Annotated in this window: 15 protein-coding genes; 9 read left to right on the top strand and 6 right to left on the bottom strand. The window is 71.9% G+C overall.

Features of this window, described 5'->3' with window-relative positions:
* The first annotated feature begins 63 nt into the window (after positions 1–63).
* The 4 genes from HUT10_RS33185 (at position 64) to HUT10_RS33170 (ending at position 3,755) form a co-directional block, all read left to right on the top strand.
* Complete coding sequence (locus HUT10_RS33185) at positions 64–1,041, top strand: ATP-binding cassette domain-containing protein (protein ID WP_176174790.1); 978 nt, start codon at positions 64–66, stop codon at positions 1,039–1,041.
* Positions 1,031–1,795 carry an ABC transporter permease gene (locus tag HUT10_RS33180; RefSeq protein ID WP_176174789.1) on the top strand — a complete coding sequence of 255 codons (765 nt, stop codon included), beginning with the start codon at positions 1,031–1,033 and terminating at the stop codon, positions 1,793–1,795. Before HUT10_RS33185 ends, HUT10_RS33180 begins: the two co-directional genes overlap by 11 nt.
* Before the next feature lie 78 nt (positions 1,796–1,873).
* On the top strand, positions 1,874–2,488 hold the full coding sequence (locus HUT10_RS33175; protein ID WP_176174788.1) for a glycoside hydrolase family 25 protein: 615 nt from the start codon (positions 1,874–1,876) through the stop codon (positions 2,486–2,488).
* Positions 2,489–2,507: 19 nt separating this feature from the next.
* Complete coding sequence (locus HUT10_RS33170) at positions 2,508–3,755, top strand: aminodeoxychorismate synthase component I (RefSeq protein ID WP_176174787.1); 1,248 nt, start codon at positions 2,508–2,510, stop codon at positions 3,753–3,755.
* Here HUT10_RS33170 and HUT10_RS33165 read toward each other — a convergent pair.
* Complete coding sequence (locus tag HUT10_RS33165; protein WP_176174786.1) at positions 3,732–4,688, bottom strand: zinc-binding dehydrogenase; 957 nt, start codon at positions 4,686–4,688, stop codon at positions 3,732–3,734. The two genes, HUT10_RS33170 and HUT10_RS33165, sit on opposite strands and share 24 nt — an antisense overlap.
* Positions 4,689–4,730: 42 nt before the next feature.
* Here HUT10_RS33165 and HUT10_RS33160 point away from each other — a divergent pair, with 42 nt between their 5' ends.
* Positions 4,731–5,264, top strand: a complete 534-nt coding sequence (locus HUT10_RS33160) for a QsdR family transcriptional regulator (RefSeq protein WP_176174785.1) — start codon at positions 4,731–4,733, stop codon at positions 5,262–5,264.
* On the opposite strand, the gene HUT10_RS33155 is transcribed toward HUT10_RS33160, so the two are convergent.
* Together HUT10_RS33155 and rsmI are read right to left on the bottom strand one after the other, a co-directional pair.
* Positions 5,257–5,754 (bottom strand): SUKH-3 domain-containing protein, encoded by a 498-nt coding sequence (locus tag HUT10_RS33155; RefSeq protein ID WP_176174784.1) that lies wholly within the window; start codon positions 5,752–5,754, stop codon positions 5,257–5,259. The genes HUT10_RS33160 and HUT10_RS33155 overlap by 8 nt on opposite strands.
* 17 nt (positions 5,755–5,771) lie before the next feature.
* Complete coding sequence (gene rsmI, locus HUT10_RS33150; RefSeq protein WP_176174783.1) at positions 5,772–6,608, bottom strand: 16S rRNA (cytidine(1402)-2'-O)-methyltransferase; 837 nt, start codon at positions 6,606–6,608, stop codon at positions 5,772–5,774.
* Between the two features lie 68 nt (positions 6,609–6,676).
* Here rsmI and HUT10_RS33145 point away from each other — a divergent pair, with 68 nt between their 5' ends.
* Positions 6,677–8,245, top strand: a complete 1,569-nt coding sequence (locus HUT10_RS33145; protein WP_176174782.1) for a dolichyl-phosphate-mannose--protein mannosyltransferase — start codon at positions 6,677–6,679, stop codon at positions 8,243–8,245.
* A gap of 1 nt (position 8,246) precedes the next feature.
* Here HUT10_RS33145 and HUT10_RS33140 read toward each other — a convergent pair whose 3' ends face one another.
* Entirely contained in the window at positions 8,247–8,960 is a 714-nt protein-coding gene (locus HUT10_RS33140; protein ID WP_176178139.1) for a helix-turn-helix domain-containing protein, read from the bottom strand.
* A gap of 76 nt (positions 8,961–9,036) precedes the next feature.
* Between HUT10_RS33140 and HUT10_RS33135 the strand changes: the two genes are divergently transcribed.
* Positions 9,037–9,606 carry a class I SAM-dependent methyltransferase gene (locus HUT10_RS33135; RefSeq protein ID WP_176174781.1) on the top strand — a complete coding sequence of 190 codons (570 nt, stop codon included), beginning with the start codon at positions 9,037–9,039 and terminating at the stop codon, positions 9,604–9,606.
* Here the strand turns inward: HUT10_RS33135 and HUT10_RS33130 are convergent.
* Entirely contained in the window at positions 9,603–11,375 is a 1,773-nt protein-coding gene (locus HUT10_RS33130) for a serine/threonine-protein kinase (protein WP_176174780.1), read from the bottom strand. The two genes, HUT10_RS33135 and HUT10_RS33130, sit on opposite strands and share 4 nt — an antisense overlap.
* A 186-nt stretch (positions 11,376–11,561) precedes the next feature.
* Here HUT10_RS33130 and HUT10_RS33125 point away from each other — a divergent pair, with 186 nt between their 5' ends.
* Together HUT10_RS33125 and HUT10_RS33120 are read left to right on the top strand one after the other, a co-directional pair.
* On the top strand, positions 11,562–13,430 hold the full coding sequence (locus HUT10_RS33125; protein ID WP_176174779.1) for a propionyl-CoA synthetase: 1,869 nt from the start codon (positions 11,562–11,564) through the stop codon (positions 13,428–13,430).
* Positions 13,431–13,495: 65 nt separating this feature from the next.
* Positions 13,496–15,061 (top strand): beta-N-acetylhexosaminidase, encoded by a 1,566-nt coding sequence (locus HUT10_RS33120; protein ID WP_176174778.1) that lies wholly within the window; start codon positions 13,496–13,498, stop codon positions 15,059–15,061.
* A gap of 39 nt (positions 15,062–15,100) precedes the next feature.
* Here HUT10_RS33120 and HUT10_RS33115 read toward each other — a convergent pair whose 3' ends face one another.
* Positions 15,101–15,583, bottom strand: coding sequence for a hypothetical protein (locus HUT10_RS33115; RefSeq protein WP_176174777.1), 483 nt, complete (start codon positions 15,581–15,583; stop codon positions 15,101–15,103).
* Positions 15,584–15,599 lie beyond the last annotated feature (16 nt).

Raw genomic sequence — 15,599 nt, 5'->3', positions numbered from 1 at the left:
CCGTCTTGAGGCAGAGTGTGCGGTAGCGCTAGTCAAGTTTGACTACCTTCGAGAGGGGATTCGATGATCACGGCACGCGGTCTCGAGCGGCGGTTCCGCCGCAAGGGCCGCACTGGGGGCGAGGTCCACGCGGTGAAAGGCGTCGACCTCGATGTCGAAGCGGGTGAGCTGGTCGGCTTCCTCGGGCCCAACGGCGCCGGGAAGACGACCACGCTGCGCATGCTGACCACGCTGCTGAAGCCGACCTCGGGCACTGCGACCGTCGGCGGCTGTGACCTGCTGGCCGACCCGCTGGGCGTGCGCAAGCGCATCGGGTACGTCGCCCAGGGCGGCGGCACCGCGCCCGAGAGCAAGGTCGCCGACGAGCTGGAGCTGCAGGGCCGGCTCTACCGGATGAGCAAGGCCGACGCGCTCGCGCGCGGCGCCGAGCTCGCCGAGCAGCTCGACCTGACCGGGCTGGACCAGCGGCTGACCAAGACGCTGTCGGGCGGCCAGCGGCGCCGGCTCGTCATCGCGCTCGGGCTGATCCACTCGCCCGGCCTGGTGTTCCTCGACGAGCCGTCGACCGGCCTCGACCCGCAGAGCCGCGCCAACCTGTGGGACCACATCCGCCGGTTGCGCGCCGAGCAGGGCGTCACCGTCTTCCTCACCACCCACTACCTGGACGAGGCCGACGCGCTGTCGGACCGGCTGATCGTCATCGACGACGGCCGGATCGTCGCCGAAGGGACGCCGGACGCGCTCAAGGCGCGGGTCAACGGCGACCGCGTCGAGGTCGGCGTTGACCCCGGGCAGGCCACGGACGCCGCCGAGATCGCCGGGCGGCTCGCCGGCGCGCAGGAGCTGTCCGTCGACGGCGGCGAAGTCCGGTTCCGGGTGCCGCGCGGCGACGTCGCGCTGCCGGAGCTGCTGCGGGCACTCGACGCCAAGGGCATCGCGATGCTCTCGGTCCAGGTGCACCGGCCCACGCTCGACGACGTTTTCCTGACCCTGACCGGGCGTTCGCTGCGGGAAGCGGAGGAGGCGGGCCGTGCTGCGTGACACCTGGCTGATCTTCCGCCGCGAAATGACCGCGGCTCTCCGCAACCCGACCTGGGTGCTGATCGGGATCATGCAGCCGCTGCTGTACCTGTTCCTGTTCGGGCCGCTGATGGTCCGGACCGTGCAGGACCAGGGCCTGTCCGAAATGGACGGCTGGATGCTGCTCACCCCCGCGCTGATCGCCCAGCTGGCGTTGTTCGGCAGCTCGTTCGTCGGCTTCGGGTTGCTGGCCGAGTTTCGCTCCGGCGTCGTCGAGCGGTTCCGCGTGACGCCGGTCAGCCGGGTCGCGCTGCTGCTGGGCAAGGTGCTGGCCAACGCGCTGCAGGCCGTGGTCCAGGCCGTGCTGATCATCGTGCTGGCCGAGCTGGTGTTCCCGCTGGACGCGCCCATCGGCGGCGTGCTGCTGAGCCTGGTGATCGTGTTCCTGCTGGCGGTGTCGCTGGCGTCGTGCTCCTACGCGCTGGCGTTGACGCTGAAAAGCGAGGAGACGTTCCCCGCCCTGCTCAACGCGGTGCTCATCCCGTTGCTGCTGCTCTCCGGGATCCTGCTGCCGATCACCGCCGGGCGGGCGCCGGACTGGCTCTACACGGTTTCGCGGATCAACCCGTTCCGGCACGTCGTGGACGTCGAGCGGCACAGCTTCGGCGGCGACTTCTCGATGGACGCCCTGTTCACGGGCAGTGTCGTGGTGCTGGTGATGGCCGTGTTGTCCCTGTGGTGGGGAACACGGACGTTCCAACGCGAAAACGCCTGATCAACACGGTGTGTGTCACTGCGGGTCCGTCTCCGGCGACGTATGGTGTGCTCTCCACCGACGCGCCGGGGGCGGACCGTGACAGAGCCGGAGAGTGAACTCGGCATTTCGCTGTCGCACCGCGAGCAGGTGGCCGACTGGCAGGCCGTGCGGGCCGCGCAGACCCGGTTCGTGTCGGTGACGATCAGCGAGAACGTCAACTGGAGCAACCCCGCCGCGGAGCGCAACCTGGCCGGCGCGCAGGAAGCCGGGCTGCACGCGGGTGGGCGCCACTACGCCCGGCCCGGCGCGGTCCACGACCAGGCGGACTTCTTCGTGCGGACGGCGAGCCGGCTCGGCGCGTTCGCCACCGGCTCGCTCGCCCCGGCGCTGGAGGTGGCGGCCCCCAGCGTCGACGACCGGTTCGTCAAGGCGTGGATCAAGCACGTCCGGCACGCGGCCCGCATCGAACGGGTGCTGGTCTACGCCGACTACGACTGCTGGCAGCACCGCCTGCACCCGGACCGCTGGGCCGACAGCGAGGTCGTGCTGTGGCTGGTCCGCCACAACGGCATCCCGGGGCGGGCCGGCTGGTTCCACTCACGGCTCGGGGTGCACCAGCACGCGTACGCCCCCGACGTCCCGGGCATCGCGGCGCCGGTGGAGCAGAACGCCGTCGTGTACCCGTTCACATTGGGTGACCTGCTGCTCTGACGTGTGGTGGTATGTCGCCATGCGCGTGACGAGCACCCCGATCCGGACGAATGTCACGCCCGCACGCGCTTTTTCGGTACTGGCTCACCACGCGGCTTCACGCGGGCTGCCGCCACCCGCGATGCTCTCGGGCGACTGGTTCTCTTCCGAGGCGGTGATCGCGCCTTCGCTCGAGGTCGTCCCGGGCGGGTTCCCGTCCGCTGGGGAGGCCGACGCGCCGCCGGGGGTGATCGGGGGCGGCTGGTTCGGGTACCTGGCCTACGACCTGGCCGACCCCTCGGGCCGGACGGGGGCACTGCCCGCGTCGGCGTGGGGCTGGGCGGACCACGTGCTGCGGTGGTCCGCCGCGGGCACGTGCCACCTGGAGTCGCTGGACGGCGGCGGCCCCTCGGTGTCCACAATGGAATCCCTGCTGGCGTCGCCCGTCCCGCCGTCGTCGTGGACAGCAGGGCCGCTGCGGCGCCCGCTGCCGTCGGAACACCGGGACGCGGTGAAGGCGTGCGTGCACGCGATCGAGGCCGGGGAGCTGTTCCAGGCGAACATCTGCTCGCGGTTCACGGGCTCGTTCTCCGGCTCGGCCGCCGCCTTGTTCTCGGCCGGGGTGTCCTCGCTGGCGCCCCGCCGGGCGGCGTTCCTCGCGGGCTCGTGGGGATCGGTGGTGTCGTTCTCGCCGGAGCTGTTCCTCGCGCGGCACGGGCGTTCGGTGCGGTCGACGCCGATCAAGGGGACGCTCCCCCGCCGCGGGCCCGCCGACGACGGGAACGCGGTGCTGCTGCGCCGGTCCACGAAGGACGTGGCGGAGAACGTGATGATCACCGACCTGGTGCGCAACGACCTCGGCCGGGTGTGCGAGGTCGGGTCGGTGACGGTGCCGTCGCTGCTGCAGGTCCGCCCGGCGCCCGGCGTCTGGCACCTGGACTCGACGGTGACGGGCGTGCTGCGCCCGTCGGTCACTTCCGAAGACCTGCTGGCGGCGACGTTCCCGCCGGGGTCGGTGACGGGCGCGCCGAAGATCCGCGCGCTGGACCTGATCGCCGAGCTGGAGCCGTGCGGCCGCGGGGTCTACACGGGCGCGATCGGGCTGCTGTCCCCGGCGGCCGGGCTGGAGCTGAACGTGGCGATCCGGACGTTCGAGATCGCTGCCGGCACGATCTCCCTGGGCGTGGGCGGCGGCATCACGGCGGATTCGGACCCGGAACTGGAGTGGCAGGAGTGCCTCCACAAGGCGGCACCCCTGGAACGCCTACTTGCCGGGGTCGAGCAGTAGCTTGCCGACGGTCTTGCGCGAGCGCAGGGCCTCGTGCGCACCGCGGGCGTCCGACAGCGCGTACTCGCCGCCCGGGATGGCCTTGAGGTTGCCCGCCAGCACCAGGTCGAACAGCTCGGTCAGCGCGGTCCCGAAGACGTTGCCGGGCAGCCGGAAGACGTGCGGCAGCCACATGCCGCTGATCGTGGTGCTGTGGCCGAGGACGTTGCGCAGCTCGACCGGCTTCGGGCTCTCGCGGCCCGCCATGCCGTAGAAGGCCAGCCGCCCGAAGGGGGCCAGTGCGGCGATGCTCTGGTCGGTGGTCGTCCCGCCGACCATGTCGAGCACGACGTCGACGCGGCGGCCGTCGTTCGCCTCGATCAGGGCGGCTGTCATGTCCTCGGCGCGCGAGTCGATGGCGACGTCCGCGCCGAGTTCGATGGCCAGCGCGCGCTTCTCCTCGCTGCTGGCGGTGGCGATGACGCGGCCGGCGCCCCAGGCCTTGGCCAGCTGGACGGCGATGGTCCCGACCCCACCGGCCGCGGCGTGCACGACGACCGATTCGCCTTCGGCCAGGTGGGCGTTCTTGCGGAGCAGCACCCAGGCGGTCGTGCCCTGGACCAGCAGGGACAGCGCGGTGAGGTCGTCGATGCCCTCGGGGACGGGGAAGGTGGTCGCGGCCGGGGCGACGGCCTTCTCGGCGTACCCGCCACCACCGTTGAGCAGGGCGACGACGCGCTTGCCGTCGTGGGTCCCGACCACCTCACCACCCGGGACGAGCGGCAGCTGCGACGGCGCGAGGTAGGAGTTTTCCGCCTGGTGGGTGTCGGCGTAGTTGACGCCGATGCGCTCGACGTCGATCAGCACCTCGCCGGGCCCGGCCACCGGATCGGGCAGCTCGACGGGGGTGAGCACCTCGGGTCCACCGAACTCGGTCACCTGCACTGCGCGCATGTCGCGTTCCCTCTCCGTCGTGGTTGTGAGACATTCTGGCATATGTCTCAGGAGTTCGAGCTCGCCCGTGACTGGTTCCTCGCCGGCCGCCGCGTCGACATGGGAGAGCTGGCCCAGGCGCGATCGATCAGCCGCGCGACGCTGCACCGGCGGGTGGGCTCGCGCGACCTGCTGCTGGGCGAGATCCTGTGGTCGCTTTCGGAGGTCACGATCGCCCACCTGTGGCCGTCGTGCGTCGGCCGTGGCGCCGCCGGGATCGCGGACTTCGTGAGCGGCTACGTCCGGTTCGCGAACGAATCACCCCCGTTCCGCGACTTCCTGCGCCGCGAGCCGGAGCGCGCACTGAGGTTGCTGACCACCCGCGCAAGCGTTTGCCAGCGACGCACGACGGAGAAGCTGGTGACCCTGCTGGAGGGCGAAGTCGACGCGGGGCGGCTGGTGCCGCCGCTGCCGGTGCCGGACCTGGCCTACCTGCTGGTGCGGATCGGTGAGTCGTTCGTGTACACGGACGTGATCACCGGAGACGCCCCGGACGCGGCGAAGGCGCACGCCGCGGTGACCGCGCTGCTCACTTGACCGGGCCCGGCGGCCAAGGCGGCGCGCCGGGGGCCACGACCCGCAGGGACGTCAGCGGCCGGTGCGCGGTCAACGCGAACACGATCGCCTCCTCCACCGATTCGCCGAGTTCCCACAGCCAACCGAGGCCCGTCGCCACCACCCGGCCGGAGTCCTCGACGAAGACGCTGGCCGAGCTCAGCCACTCCCCGAGCGGGTACCAGTTGCCCCCGAGCTCCGAGGCGAGCTCGCGGGCCAGCTCGTGGTGCCCGGCACCGGCCGCGATCGGGTCCACGGTCAACGGTTCGTCGTTGGCGAAGTTCGGTCCGGCCCGGTTCACCGGCGGCAGCTGCAACCCGCCGAAGGAGCGCAGCGCGCCCGCCGCGACCGGGCGCAGGCGATAGCCCTCCGCCGCCAGCTCGGCCTCCCACGCGGAGATGTCGAGGCAACGGCCGGGATGCCACCCGGCCTGCTCCAGGGCGTGCAGGACGGCGTCGGGGAAGCCGCTCATCCTGTTCGGAATCGCGCTCACTTGACCCGGGCCGCCAGCACGGCGTCGTACAGCTCCTTCTTCGACACCCCCGCCGCCTCGGCGACCTCCGCCGCCGCCGACTTCAGGCGCTCGCCCGCCGCCACGCGGTCCGATACCTCGCCCACCAGGTCCGCCACCGAAACCGACCGCGGCTCGGCGCCCGAAAGCACCACCGTGATCTCGCCGCGGACCCCCTCCGCGGCCCACGCGGCCAGCTCCTCCAAAGAACCCCGCTTGACCTCTTCATACGTCTTCGTCAGCTCCCGGCACACCGCCGCCGGTCGCGAACCCCCCAGGACCGATACCGCGTCCTCCAGCAGCGAGGCCAGCCGGTGCGGGGACTCGAAGAACACCGCCGTCCGTGGCTCGTCGCGCAACGCTGTCAACCAGCGAGTCCGCTCGCCCGGCTTGCGGGGCGCGAACCCCTCGAAGCAGAACCGGTCGCACGGCAACCCGGACAACGCGAGCGCCGTCGTCACCGCGGACGGGCCCGGCAGGCACGTCACCGGCACCGACTCCGCCACGCACGCCGCCACCAGGCGGAAGCCCGGGTCGGACACGCTCGGCATCCCCGCGTCGGTCACCAGGACCACCGTCTCGCCCGCGTGCAGCGCTTCCAGCAGCTTCGGCAGGCGCGCCGACTCGACGTCTTCGTAGAAGCTCACCACCCGGCCGCGCGGGGTCGCGCCCAGCGCCGTGGCCAGCGAGCGGAACCGGCGGGTGTCCTCGGCCGCGATGACGTCGGCGTCCGCGAGGGCCGAGGCCAGGCGCTGGGAAGCGTCGCGGACGTCGCCGAGCGGGGTGGCGGCGAGGATCAGGCGGCCGGAAGTCACCCGGCCAGCCTAGGCTGATCAGCGGATCCGGACGACGGACGCCCTGCCTCGCCCGTAGGATCGCCCCCGTGACCGCCGTGCTGACCCGTCCCGACGACGAAAGCGTCCGGCCGGACCCGGTCGAGGCGCTCCGGCCGCCCACCGACCGCGAGCTGACCCTGCTCGGCCGTGGCATGCCGACCGACCGGCTGCGCGGCTGGGTCGTCACCCTCGTGCTCACGCTGATCGGCGGCATCGTCCGCCTGCAGAACCTCGGCGTGCCGACGGACAAGGGCAGCCCGGTCTTCGACGAAAAGCACTACGTGCCGCAGGCGTGGCAGGTGCTGCGCAACGGCGGCTACGAGGACAACTACGGCTACGAGCTGGTCGTCCACCCGCCGCTGGCCAAGCAGCTGATCGCGATCGGCGAATGGCTGTTCGGCTACAACGGCTGGGGCTGGCGCATCATGCCCGCGCTGGCCGGCACGCTGATGGTGCTGCTGACCATCCGCGTCGCCCGCCGCCTGACCCGCTCGACGCTGCTCGGCGGCATCGCCGGCATCCTGGTGATCAGCGACGGCGTCCTGCACCTGCAGTCGCGCATGGGCATGCTCGACATCTTCATCGCGCTGTTCGTGCTCGCCGCGTTCGCCTGCCTGCTCGTCGACCGCGACCAGGTGCGCGAGCGGCTCGCGACGGCGGTCCGCGAGGGCTGGGTCAACGAGTCCGTCTGGGGTCCCAAGCTCGGCTTCCGCTGGTGGCGGTTCGCGACCGGGCTGATGATCGGGCTCACCTTCGGCGTCAAGTGGTCGGCGCTGTACTACATCGTCGCGTTCGGCCTGCTCTGCGTGTTCTTCGACGTCGCGGCCCGCCGCGCGGCCGGCGTCGAGCGGCCGTGGCTGGGCACGATCCGCCGGGACGTGCTGCCCGCGCTCTGGGCGATCCTGGTCATCCCGTTCCTGATGTACTTCGCCGCGTACTGGGCCTGGTTCGCCAGCGAAACGGCCACCGACCGGCACTACACCGAGATCAAGGACATCGCGCCGGGCTTCTGGTCGTGGGTGCCGCCGGCGCTGCGCTCACTCGGTGACTACACCGGCAACGTGCTGCACTTCCACGAAACCCTGGTCACGCCCAAGGACAACCCGCACCCGTGGGAGTCGAAGCCGTGGACGTGGCCGATGGGCCTGCGCCCGATGCTCTACAGCTACAACGGCGAAGTCACCGGCTGCGGCGAAGCCCGCTGCATCAGCGCGACGATGCTGATCGGCACCCCGGCGATGTGGTGGCTGGCGATCCCGATGCTCGGCTGGGCGGCCTGGCGCTCGATCTTCCGCGCGGACTGGCGCTACGCGGCCGTGCTGGTGGGTTACCTGGGTGGGTACGCCTTCTGGTTCACCAACATCGACCGTCAGATGTACTTCTTCTACGCCACCCCGCTGGCGGCGTTCCTGGTGCTCGGGCTGACGCTGTGCCTCGGCCAGATCCTGGGCAGCGCGCGGCGCGGGTTCGAACGACGCGGGACCGGGCTGCTCGTGGTGTCGCTGTACGTCGGGCTGGTGGTGGCGAACTTCGCCTGGCTGTGGCCGATCCTGAACGGCATCGCGATCACGAACGGCCAGTGGGAGGCCGAGCGCTGGCTGCCGTCCTGGCGGTAGCTCAGCCGGCGAAGTAAGCCCCCGGCGTGACGCCGACCGCCCGCCGGAAGGCGGCGACGAACGCGCTCGCCGAGCTGTACCCGACCCGATGGGCGACGGTCTCCAGCGGCGTGCCCTGAGCCAGCAGCGGGAGCGCCGCCCGCAGCCGCGCCTGCGTGCGCCAGGTCCCGAACGGCATCCGGCACTCGCGGACGAAGATCCGCGCCAGCGTCCGTTCGGCGGCGCCGACGTCCCGGCCGAACTCGGCGAGCGTGCGGGGGTCGGCCGGGTCGGCGAGCACCGCGCGTTCGACGTCGCGGGCCCGCGGATCGGACGGCGACGGCACCACGATCGGCACCACGTCCAGCGGTTCCAGCAGGTCGAAGGCGACGGCCTCGGCGCGCAGCCGGGCCGCGGGGGCGACGCCGTCGCCGGTCAGGTACTCCAGCAGCTCCCGCAGCAGCGGCCGGACGACGACCATCCGCGGCTCGGGCCAGGAGACCGGCGAGCGCGCCGGATCGGCGTAGATGCCCCGCAGCGCCGCCCGTCCGAGCGCGCCGGTGCGGTGCCGGATCCCGGCCGGTATCCAGAGGGCACGGGTCGGCGGCAGCACCCACCCGGCGTCGCCCGCGTTGACCGCGACGACGCCGCGAGCCGACCAGACCAGCTGGTGGATCGGGTGCTGGTGCCACGGGAACCAGGTGCCGGCGGGCAGGTCGAACTCGCCGATCAGCATCGCTTGGCCGGTTCGCGACATCGGTTGGCAGGCTATCGGCTACCGGCCACTGCGGCAGCTGAATAGCGTCGGACGCATGCCGATGAACCTGATCCACCGCAAGATCTGCAGCTCGGAGAAGTGGGCGAACACCGTCGAAGAACGCCTGACGCCGTGGCTGAGCCGGCGCGACCTCGGCGACGACGTCCTCGAGATCGGCCCCGGTTTCGGTGCCACCACGAAGGTGCTGCTCGGCCTGGTACCGAAGCTGACGGTGCTGGAGATCGACCCGGCGTCGAGCGAACTGCTGCGCGTGCAGTACGGCGACCGCGCCGAGGTCGTCGAGGGCAGCGGCGCGGAGATGCCGTTCGAGGACGGCCGGTTCTCGGCCGTCACCTCCTTCACGATGCTGCACCACGTGCCGACGGCGGACCTGCAGGACGCGATCTTCGCCGAGGCGGCGCGGGTGCTGCGGCCGGGCGGAACGTACTGCGGCTTCGACGGCCAGCTCAACCTCCGGTTCCGGCTGCTGCACATCGGCGACACGATGAACGTCGTCGACGCGGGCACGCTGTCTGCCCGCCTCGAAAAGGCGGGCTTCGAGCAGGTCGACGTCGAGTTGCGGCCGAAGGAGCTGGTGACCTTCTCGGCCGTGAAGCCGGGTTAGCGGCGCGGCAGCTGGCTCCCCGGCTGGCGCGGCACCACCCGCGTCACCGGGCCGTCCGCGGACTTGCCCGCCCGCGACAGCCAGCCCTCGACCTCACGCCGCACCGCGTTCAACGTCGGACGGCGGCGCGGTTCCGGGTCCAGCGAGGCCGCCAGCAACCGGGCGTGTGCGCTCCGCTGCGGCAGCCGCGACACCGGCTCCGCCCGAGCTGCCGCCATCAGCGCCGCCATCGGCGTCTCCCGGGTTCCGCGCGGCGGCTGGCCGGACAGGGCGTAGCTGATCGTCGCCGCCAGCTGCCAGGCGTCCGAGGCCGGCGAGGCCGCCGCGCCCATCGCCTGCTCCGGGGCGACGAAGTCCGGCGTGCCGATCATCATCCCGGTCGCCGTCATCTTCGAGTCGCCCTGGCTGCGGGCGATGCCGAAGTCGATCAGGTGGGCCAGGCCGCTCGGGTCGAGGACGATGTTCGACGGCTTGATGTCGCGGTGCAGCACACCCTTCTCATGGGCCGCCGCCAGTGCGCCCGCCATCGTCGCCCACAAGCGGCCCGCGGCGACGTCGTCGAGCGGACCCTGGCCGTCGACCAACTCGGCCAGCGGACGGCCTTCGAGGTACTCCATCACCAGCGCCAGGCCGTCCGGCTCCTCGGCGAGGTCGTACACCTTGACGCAGTTCGGGTGGCTGACCACGGCCAGCGCACGGGCCTCGCGCTGCATGCGCTCGGCCGTGTCGCGGTCCGGTGCGTGCGCGATCTTCAGCGCGACCGTGCGGTTCAGCTGGGTGTCCACGGCCTGCCAGACCGTGCCGAACCCGCCCGCGCCGAGCTGCTTGACGCGGCGGTAGCGGCTGCCGCCGGCGTTGCGGGAGCCGGGCGGCGGCGGGATCGGGCCGGGCGCCGCGGCCAGCATGCCGCCCGGCGGGGACGGCGGCTCGGGCGCGGACGCCAGCGCCGTCTTCGGGTACGCGCGGTTGGCCGGGGGCGGCGGCGGAGGCGGCGGGGTCGGGCGCGGCTGGACCTGCGACGGCGGCGGGCCCTGCGGCTCCAGCTGACGGCGGGGCGGCGGCTCGTCCGAGCGGTCGGACCGGTTGATCACCGACCACGGCGGCGGCCCCACCATCGCGACCGGGATCAGGCCCAGCACGCTGAACGGCAGGAAGCCGAGCCAGAAGTGCAGCGCGGTGTTCGCCTCCATGCCGACGCTGAACACCAGCATCGCGGCGAACGGGATCCAGAAGAACCGCGACGGCCACTTGGGTCCGCGGCGGAAGGCCGTGCGGCCCTGCAGCATCACGAAGAACAGCGAGCCGGCGCCCAGCACCGCGAAGGCGATCAGGTAGACGATGAACGGGAGGTCGCTGCCGTTCTTGGCGAACAGCACGTCGTAGACGGTCTGGCCGCCGCCGAGGTACTTGGTCTGGCTGCCGACCCAGCAGCCGCCGTCGATGCTGAGCGAGGACAGCTCGGTCTTGCTCAGGCCGGACTTCGCGCCCGAGAACGCCGCCCGGTAGACCCCCGACACGCCGTTCGACAGCAGCCACGGCAGCACCAGCGCGGTGAGCACGCCGATCGCACCGAAGACGCCCAGCGTGGTGGCGTCGTAGCGGTTGCCGGTGCCCTTCCGGATGATCGACACGGCGACCGCGCCTGCCGGGGGGATCAGCGCGACGAGCGCGCCGGCCGCACTCGTGGCCCAAACCCATTCGCCGGGGCAGAAGCCCGGGCCGAACAAGGAATGGGCTAGCGAGAGCAACGCGCTCGCGAGTCCGTTCACCGCCGGGCTCCCCTCACTGTCCGTGTTCACTTCGTGGCCGACACGCGGCGTTTTCCCGCGGTCCAGCTTAGGACGCTCCCGGGCTCCGTGAGGTTGCCGGGTCTTCCCGCCCGCGGAATCCGGCGCCCGCGCCGCTCCCACGCCATGATGGGGGTCGGCGCAACGTCCGACGCGAAGGAGCCGAGCATGGGCGCGTACTCCGAAGCCTACCGGCGGAGCCTGGCCGAACGGGACGCGTTCTGGCTGGCCGCGGCCCGGTCGATCAGCTGGACCAGGCCACCGGAGCGGGCGCTGGACGACGCGAACCCGCCCTTCTTCCGGTGGTTCCCCGGCGCCGAGCTGAACACGTCGTACAACGCGCTGGACCGGCACGTCGAGGCCGGCCGCGGCAGCCAGGCCGCGCTGATCTGGGACTCTCCCGTGACCGGACAGCAACGGACATACAGCTACGAAGAGCTGCGCGACACCGTCGCGCGCTTCGCTGGCGCGCTGCGCTCGCTCGGGGTCACGAAGGGTGACCGGGTGATCGTCTACCTGCCGATGGTGCCGGAGGCCGCGATCGCGATGCTGGCCTGCGCGCGGATCGGCGCCGTGCACTCGGTGGTCTTCGGCGGGTTCGCCCCGAAGGAGCTGGCCGCGCGGATCGAGGATGCCAAGCCCAAAGTCATCCTGGCCGCTTCCTGCGGCATCGAGCCGACGCGGATCGTCGAGTACCAGCCGATCGTCGAGGCCGCGCTCGGGATGACCGAGCACCAGCCGGACCACGTCGTCATGCTGCAGCGGGAGCAGGCGCCGGCCACCGCGGGCCGCCACTTCGACTGGCGCGAGCTGGCGGCGAGCGCCGACCCGGCCGATCCGGTGCCGGTCGCGGCCACCGACCCGCTGTACATCCTCTACACGTCCGGGACGACCGGGAAGCCCAAGGGCGTCGTCCGCGACACCGGTGGCCACGCCGTCGCGCTCGCCTACTCGATGGAGGCCGTCTACGACATCCGTCCCGGCGATGTCTGGTGGACCGCGTCCGACGTCGGCTGGGTCGTCGGCCACTCCTACATCGTGTACGCGCCGCTGCTGGTCGGCGCCACGACGGTCATGTACGAAGGCAAGCCCGTCGGCACGCCGGATGCGGGCGCGTTCTGGCGGGTCATCGCCGAGCACGGCGTCCAGGCGCTGTTCACCGCGCCGACCGCGCTGCGGGCCGTCAAGAAGGTCGACCCGGACGCCCGCGAGCTGGAGAAGTACGACCTGAAGCAGTTCCGGACGCTGTTCCTGGCCGGCGAGCGGCTCGACCCGGAGACCTACCACTGGGCGCACGAGAAGCTCGGCGTCCCGGTCGTCGACCACTGGTGGCAGACCGAGACCGGCTGGCCGATCGCCGCCAACCCGCGCGGCCTGGAGCCGATGGAGGTCAAGGCGGGGTCGGCGACCAGGCCGGTCCCCGGCTGGGACGTCCGGATCCTCGACCAGGCCGGCGAGGAGCTCCCCGCCGGCCGCGAAGGCGCCATCACGGTGAAGCTGCCGCTGCCGCCGGGCTCGCTGCCGACGCTGTGGGGCGATGACGAGCGGTACCGCGAGGCCTACCTTTCACGCTACGAAGGCTTCTACCTGACCGGCGACTCCGGCTACTTCGACGAGGACGGCTACCTGTTCGTCATGGGCCGCACCGACGACGTCATCAACGTCGCCGGCCACCGGCTGTCCACCGGCTCGATGGAGGCCGTGCTGGCCGCGCACCCGGCGGTCGCCGAGTGCGCCGTGATCGGCGTCGCCGACCAGCTCAAGGGTCAGCTGCCCCGCGGGTTCGTGGTGCTCAAAGCGGGTGCGGACATCACGCCGGAGCAGCTGCGCGAGGAGCTCGTGGCCATGGTCCGCCGGGACATCGGCCCGGTCGCGGCCTTCCGTGACGTGTCCATTGTGGACGCGCTGCCGAAGACGCGGTCGGGGAAGATCCTGCGCAAGACGATGCGCGCGATCGCCGACGGCCGCGACGAGGCGGTGCCCTCCACGATCGAGGACCCGAGCGTACTGGAGGCCATCCGGGCCGCCCTTCGTTAAGAGCTGTTCCAAATGCACCCGCTGGTCTGTACCTTTGCAGGGAGTCCCCGACCGGAGGTGCTTCGATGCGCTTGTCCAGAGCCGTTCTGACCGCGGCCGTCGTGAGTCTCACGGCCGCCGGCCTGCCCGCTTCCGCCACGGCGGCCCCGGCCGCTCCTGAACGCAGCGTGACCGACGTCGTGCCGGCACCCGTCTCCGCGAAGGCCGACCCGCGCGGCACCTTCAAGCTCACGCCGGCCACCGTCATCACCGCCGACCGGGGCGCCGGCCAGGTCGCGGACTACCTGCGCGGCCTGCTGCGCCCGGCCACCGGCTACCCGCTGCCGGTCGTGCCGCACGCCGCCGGCCTGCCCGCGATCGCGCTGGAGCTGGGCCACGACCCGCGGACCGGCACCGAGGGTTACCGGCTGAAGGTCACGCGCGACGGCGTCACGCTGACCGCCAACACCGCCGACGGGCTCTTCGAAGGCGTGCAGTCGCTGCGGCAGCTGCTGCCGTCGGCGATCGAGGCGAAGCGGGTGCAGCACCGGACGTGGACGGTCGCGGGCGGCACGATCCTCGACTACCCGCGCTTCGCCGAACGCGGCGCGATGCTCGACGTCGCCCGGCACTTCTTCAAGCCGGACCAGGTCAAGCGGTACGTCGACCAGATCGCCCAGTACAAGGTCAACACGCTGCACCTGCACCTGGCCGACGACCAGGGCTGGCGGATCGAGATCAAGAGCTGGCCGAAGCTGGCCACGGTCGGCGGCAAGACCGCCGTCGACGGCGATCCCGGCGGCTACTACACGCAGGCGCAGTACCAGGACATCGTCGCGTACGCGGCCTCGCGGCACATCACGGTGATCCCGGAGATCGACATGCCGGGCCACACCAACGCGGCGCAGTCGACGTACGCGGAGCTGAACTGCGACGGCAAGGCCGTCCCGGTCCGCACGGACACCGAGGTCGGCTACAGCTCGCTGTGCATCTCCTCGCCGATCACGTACAAGTTCGTCGAGGACGTCGTCCGTGAGCTGGCGGCCATCACCCCCGGCCCGTACCTGCACATCGGCGGCGACGAAGCACACTCGACCCCGCCCGCGGACTACCTCGCGTTCGAGAAGAAGGTGCAGCCGATCGTCGCCAAGTACGGCAAGAAGGTCACCGGCTGGCACGAGATCGCGAAGTCGGACCCGCCCGCGTCGGCGGTCCCGCAGTACTGGGACTTCGGCGGCGACAACCCCTCGGTGGCGGCGGCCGCGGCGCGCGGCAGCAAGATCCTGATGTCGCCGGCGAACTTCGCCTACCTCGACATGAAGTACACCGAGCAGACCCCGCTGGGCCAGGACTGGGCCGCGCTGATCGAGGTCGAGGACGGCTACGACTGGGATCCCGCGTCGCTGGTCACCGGCGTCGGCGAAAGCCAGATCGCGGGCGTCGAAGCGCCGCTGTGGACCGAGACCATCCGGACCAGCGCCGACATCGAGTACATGGCGTTCCCGCGGCTGCCGGGCATCGCGGAGATCGGCTGGTCCCCGAAGGCGACGCACAACTGGGACGCCTACCGCGTGCGGCTGGCGAAGCAGAGCCCGCGCTGGGTGGCGCAGGGCATCAACTTCTACCGCTCCCCGCAGGTCGACTGGAAGTGACCGGGCGGGCCACCTCGCGAGAGGTGGCCCGCACCGCGGTCAGCCCAAGGTCTTGCTGCGCAGGTAGACCACTTCCTGCGGGCCCGGCTTGACGAGCACCCAGAACGTCGACCACCGGTCCGGCGCGTGGAAACCGAAGTAGAGGTCGTACCGCACGTTCGGGTCGAGCACCCACCCGAACTGCCGCATCTCCCCGGCGTCGAACGGCGGGTCCTGCGGCCCGACCTCGCCCTGCGGGTTCGCCGGGTCGACGCCGTACTGCCGCAGGTAACCGTCCACACAGGACTTCGGGGCGGTGAAGGTGACCGCCAGCCGGTCGGTGAGCGGCGGCTGGACGTCGAACCGGAAGCCCTCGACCGGGCACGCCGGGAGCGAGATCCGGTACCGCGCCGCGGCGTCTTCCCAGCTCACCCCGCTCTCACTGCCCGGGTAGGCCCGCGGGTCGGGCTCCTCGCCGCAGCCGGCCAGCACGGCGGCCGCGGCGAGGAGCCCGAGAACGGCCGTCAGCGGCCGTGCACGCATCGCACTCCTTGCGGAT

Source organism: Amycolatopsis sp. Hca4 (assembly GCF_013364075.1).
GTDB lineage: Bacteria > Actinomycetota > Actinomycetes > Mycobacteriales > Pseudonocardiaceae > Amycolatopsis.
This window is presented reverse-complemented; position numbering and strand designations above follow the sequence as displayed.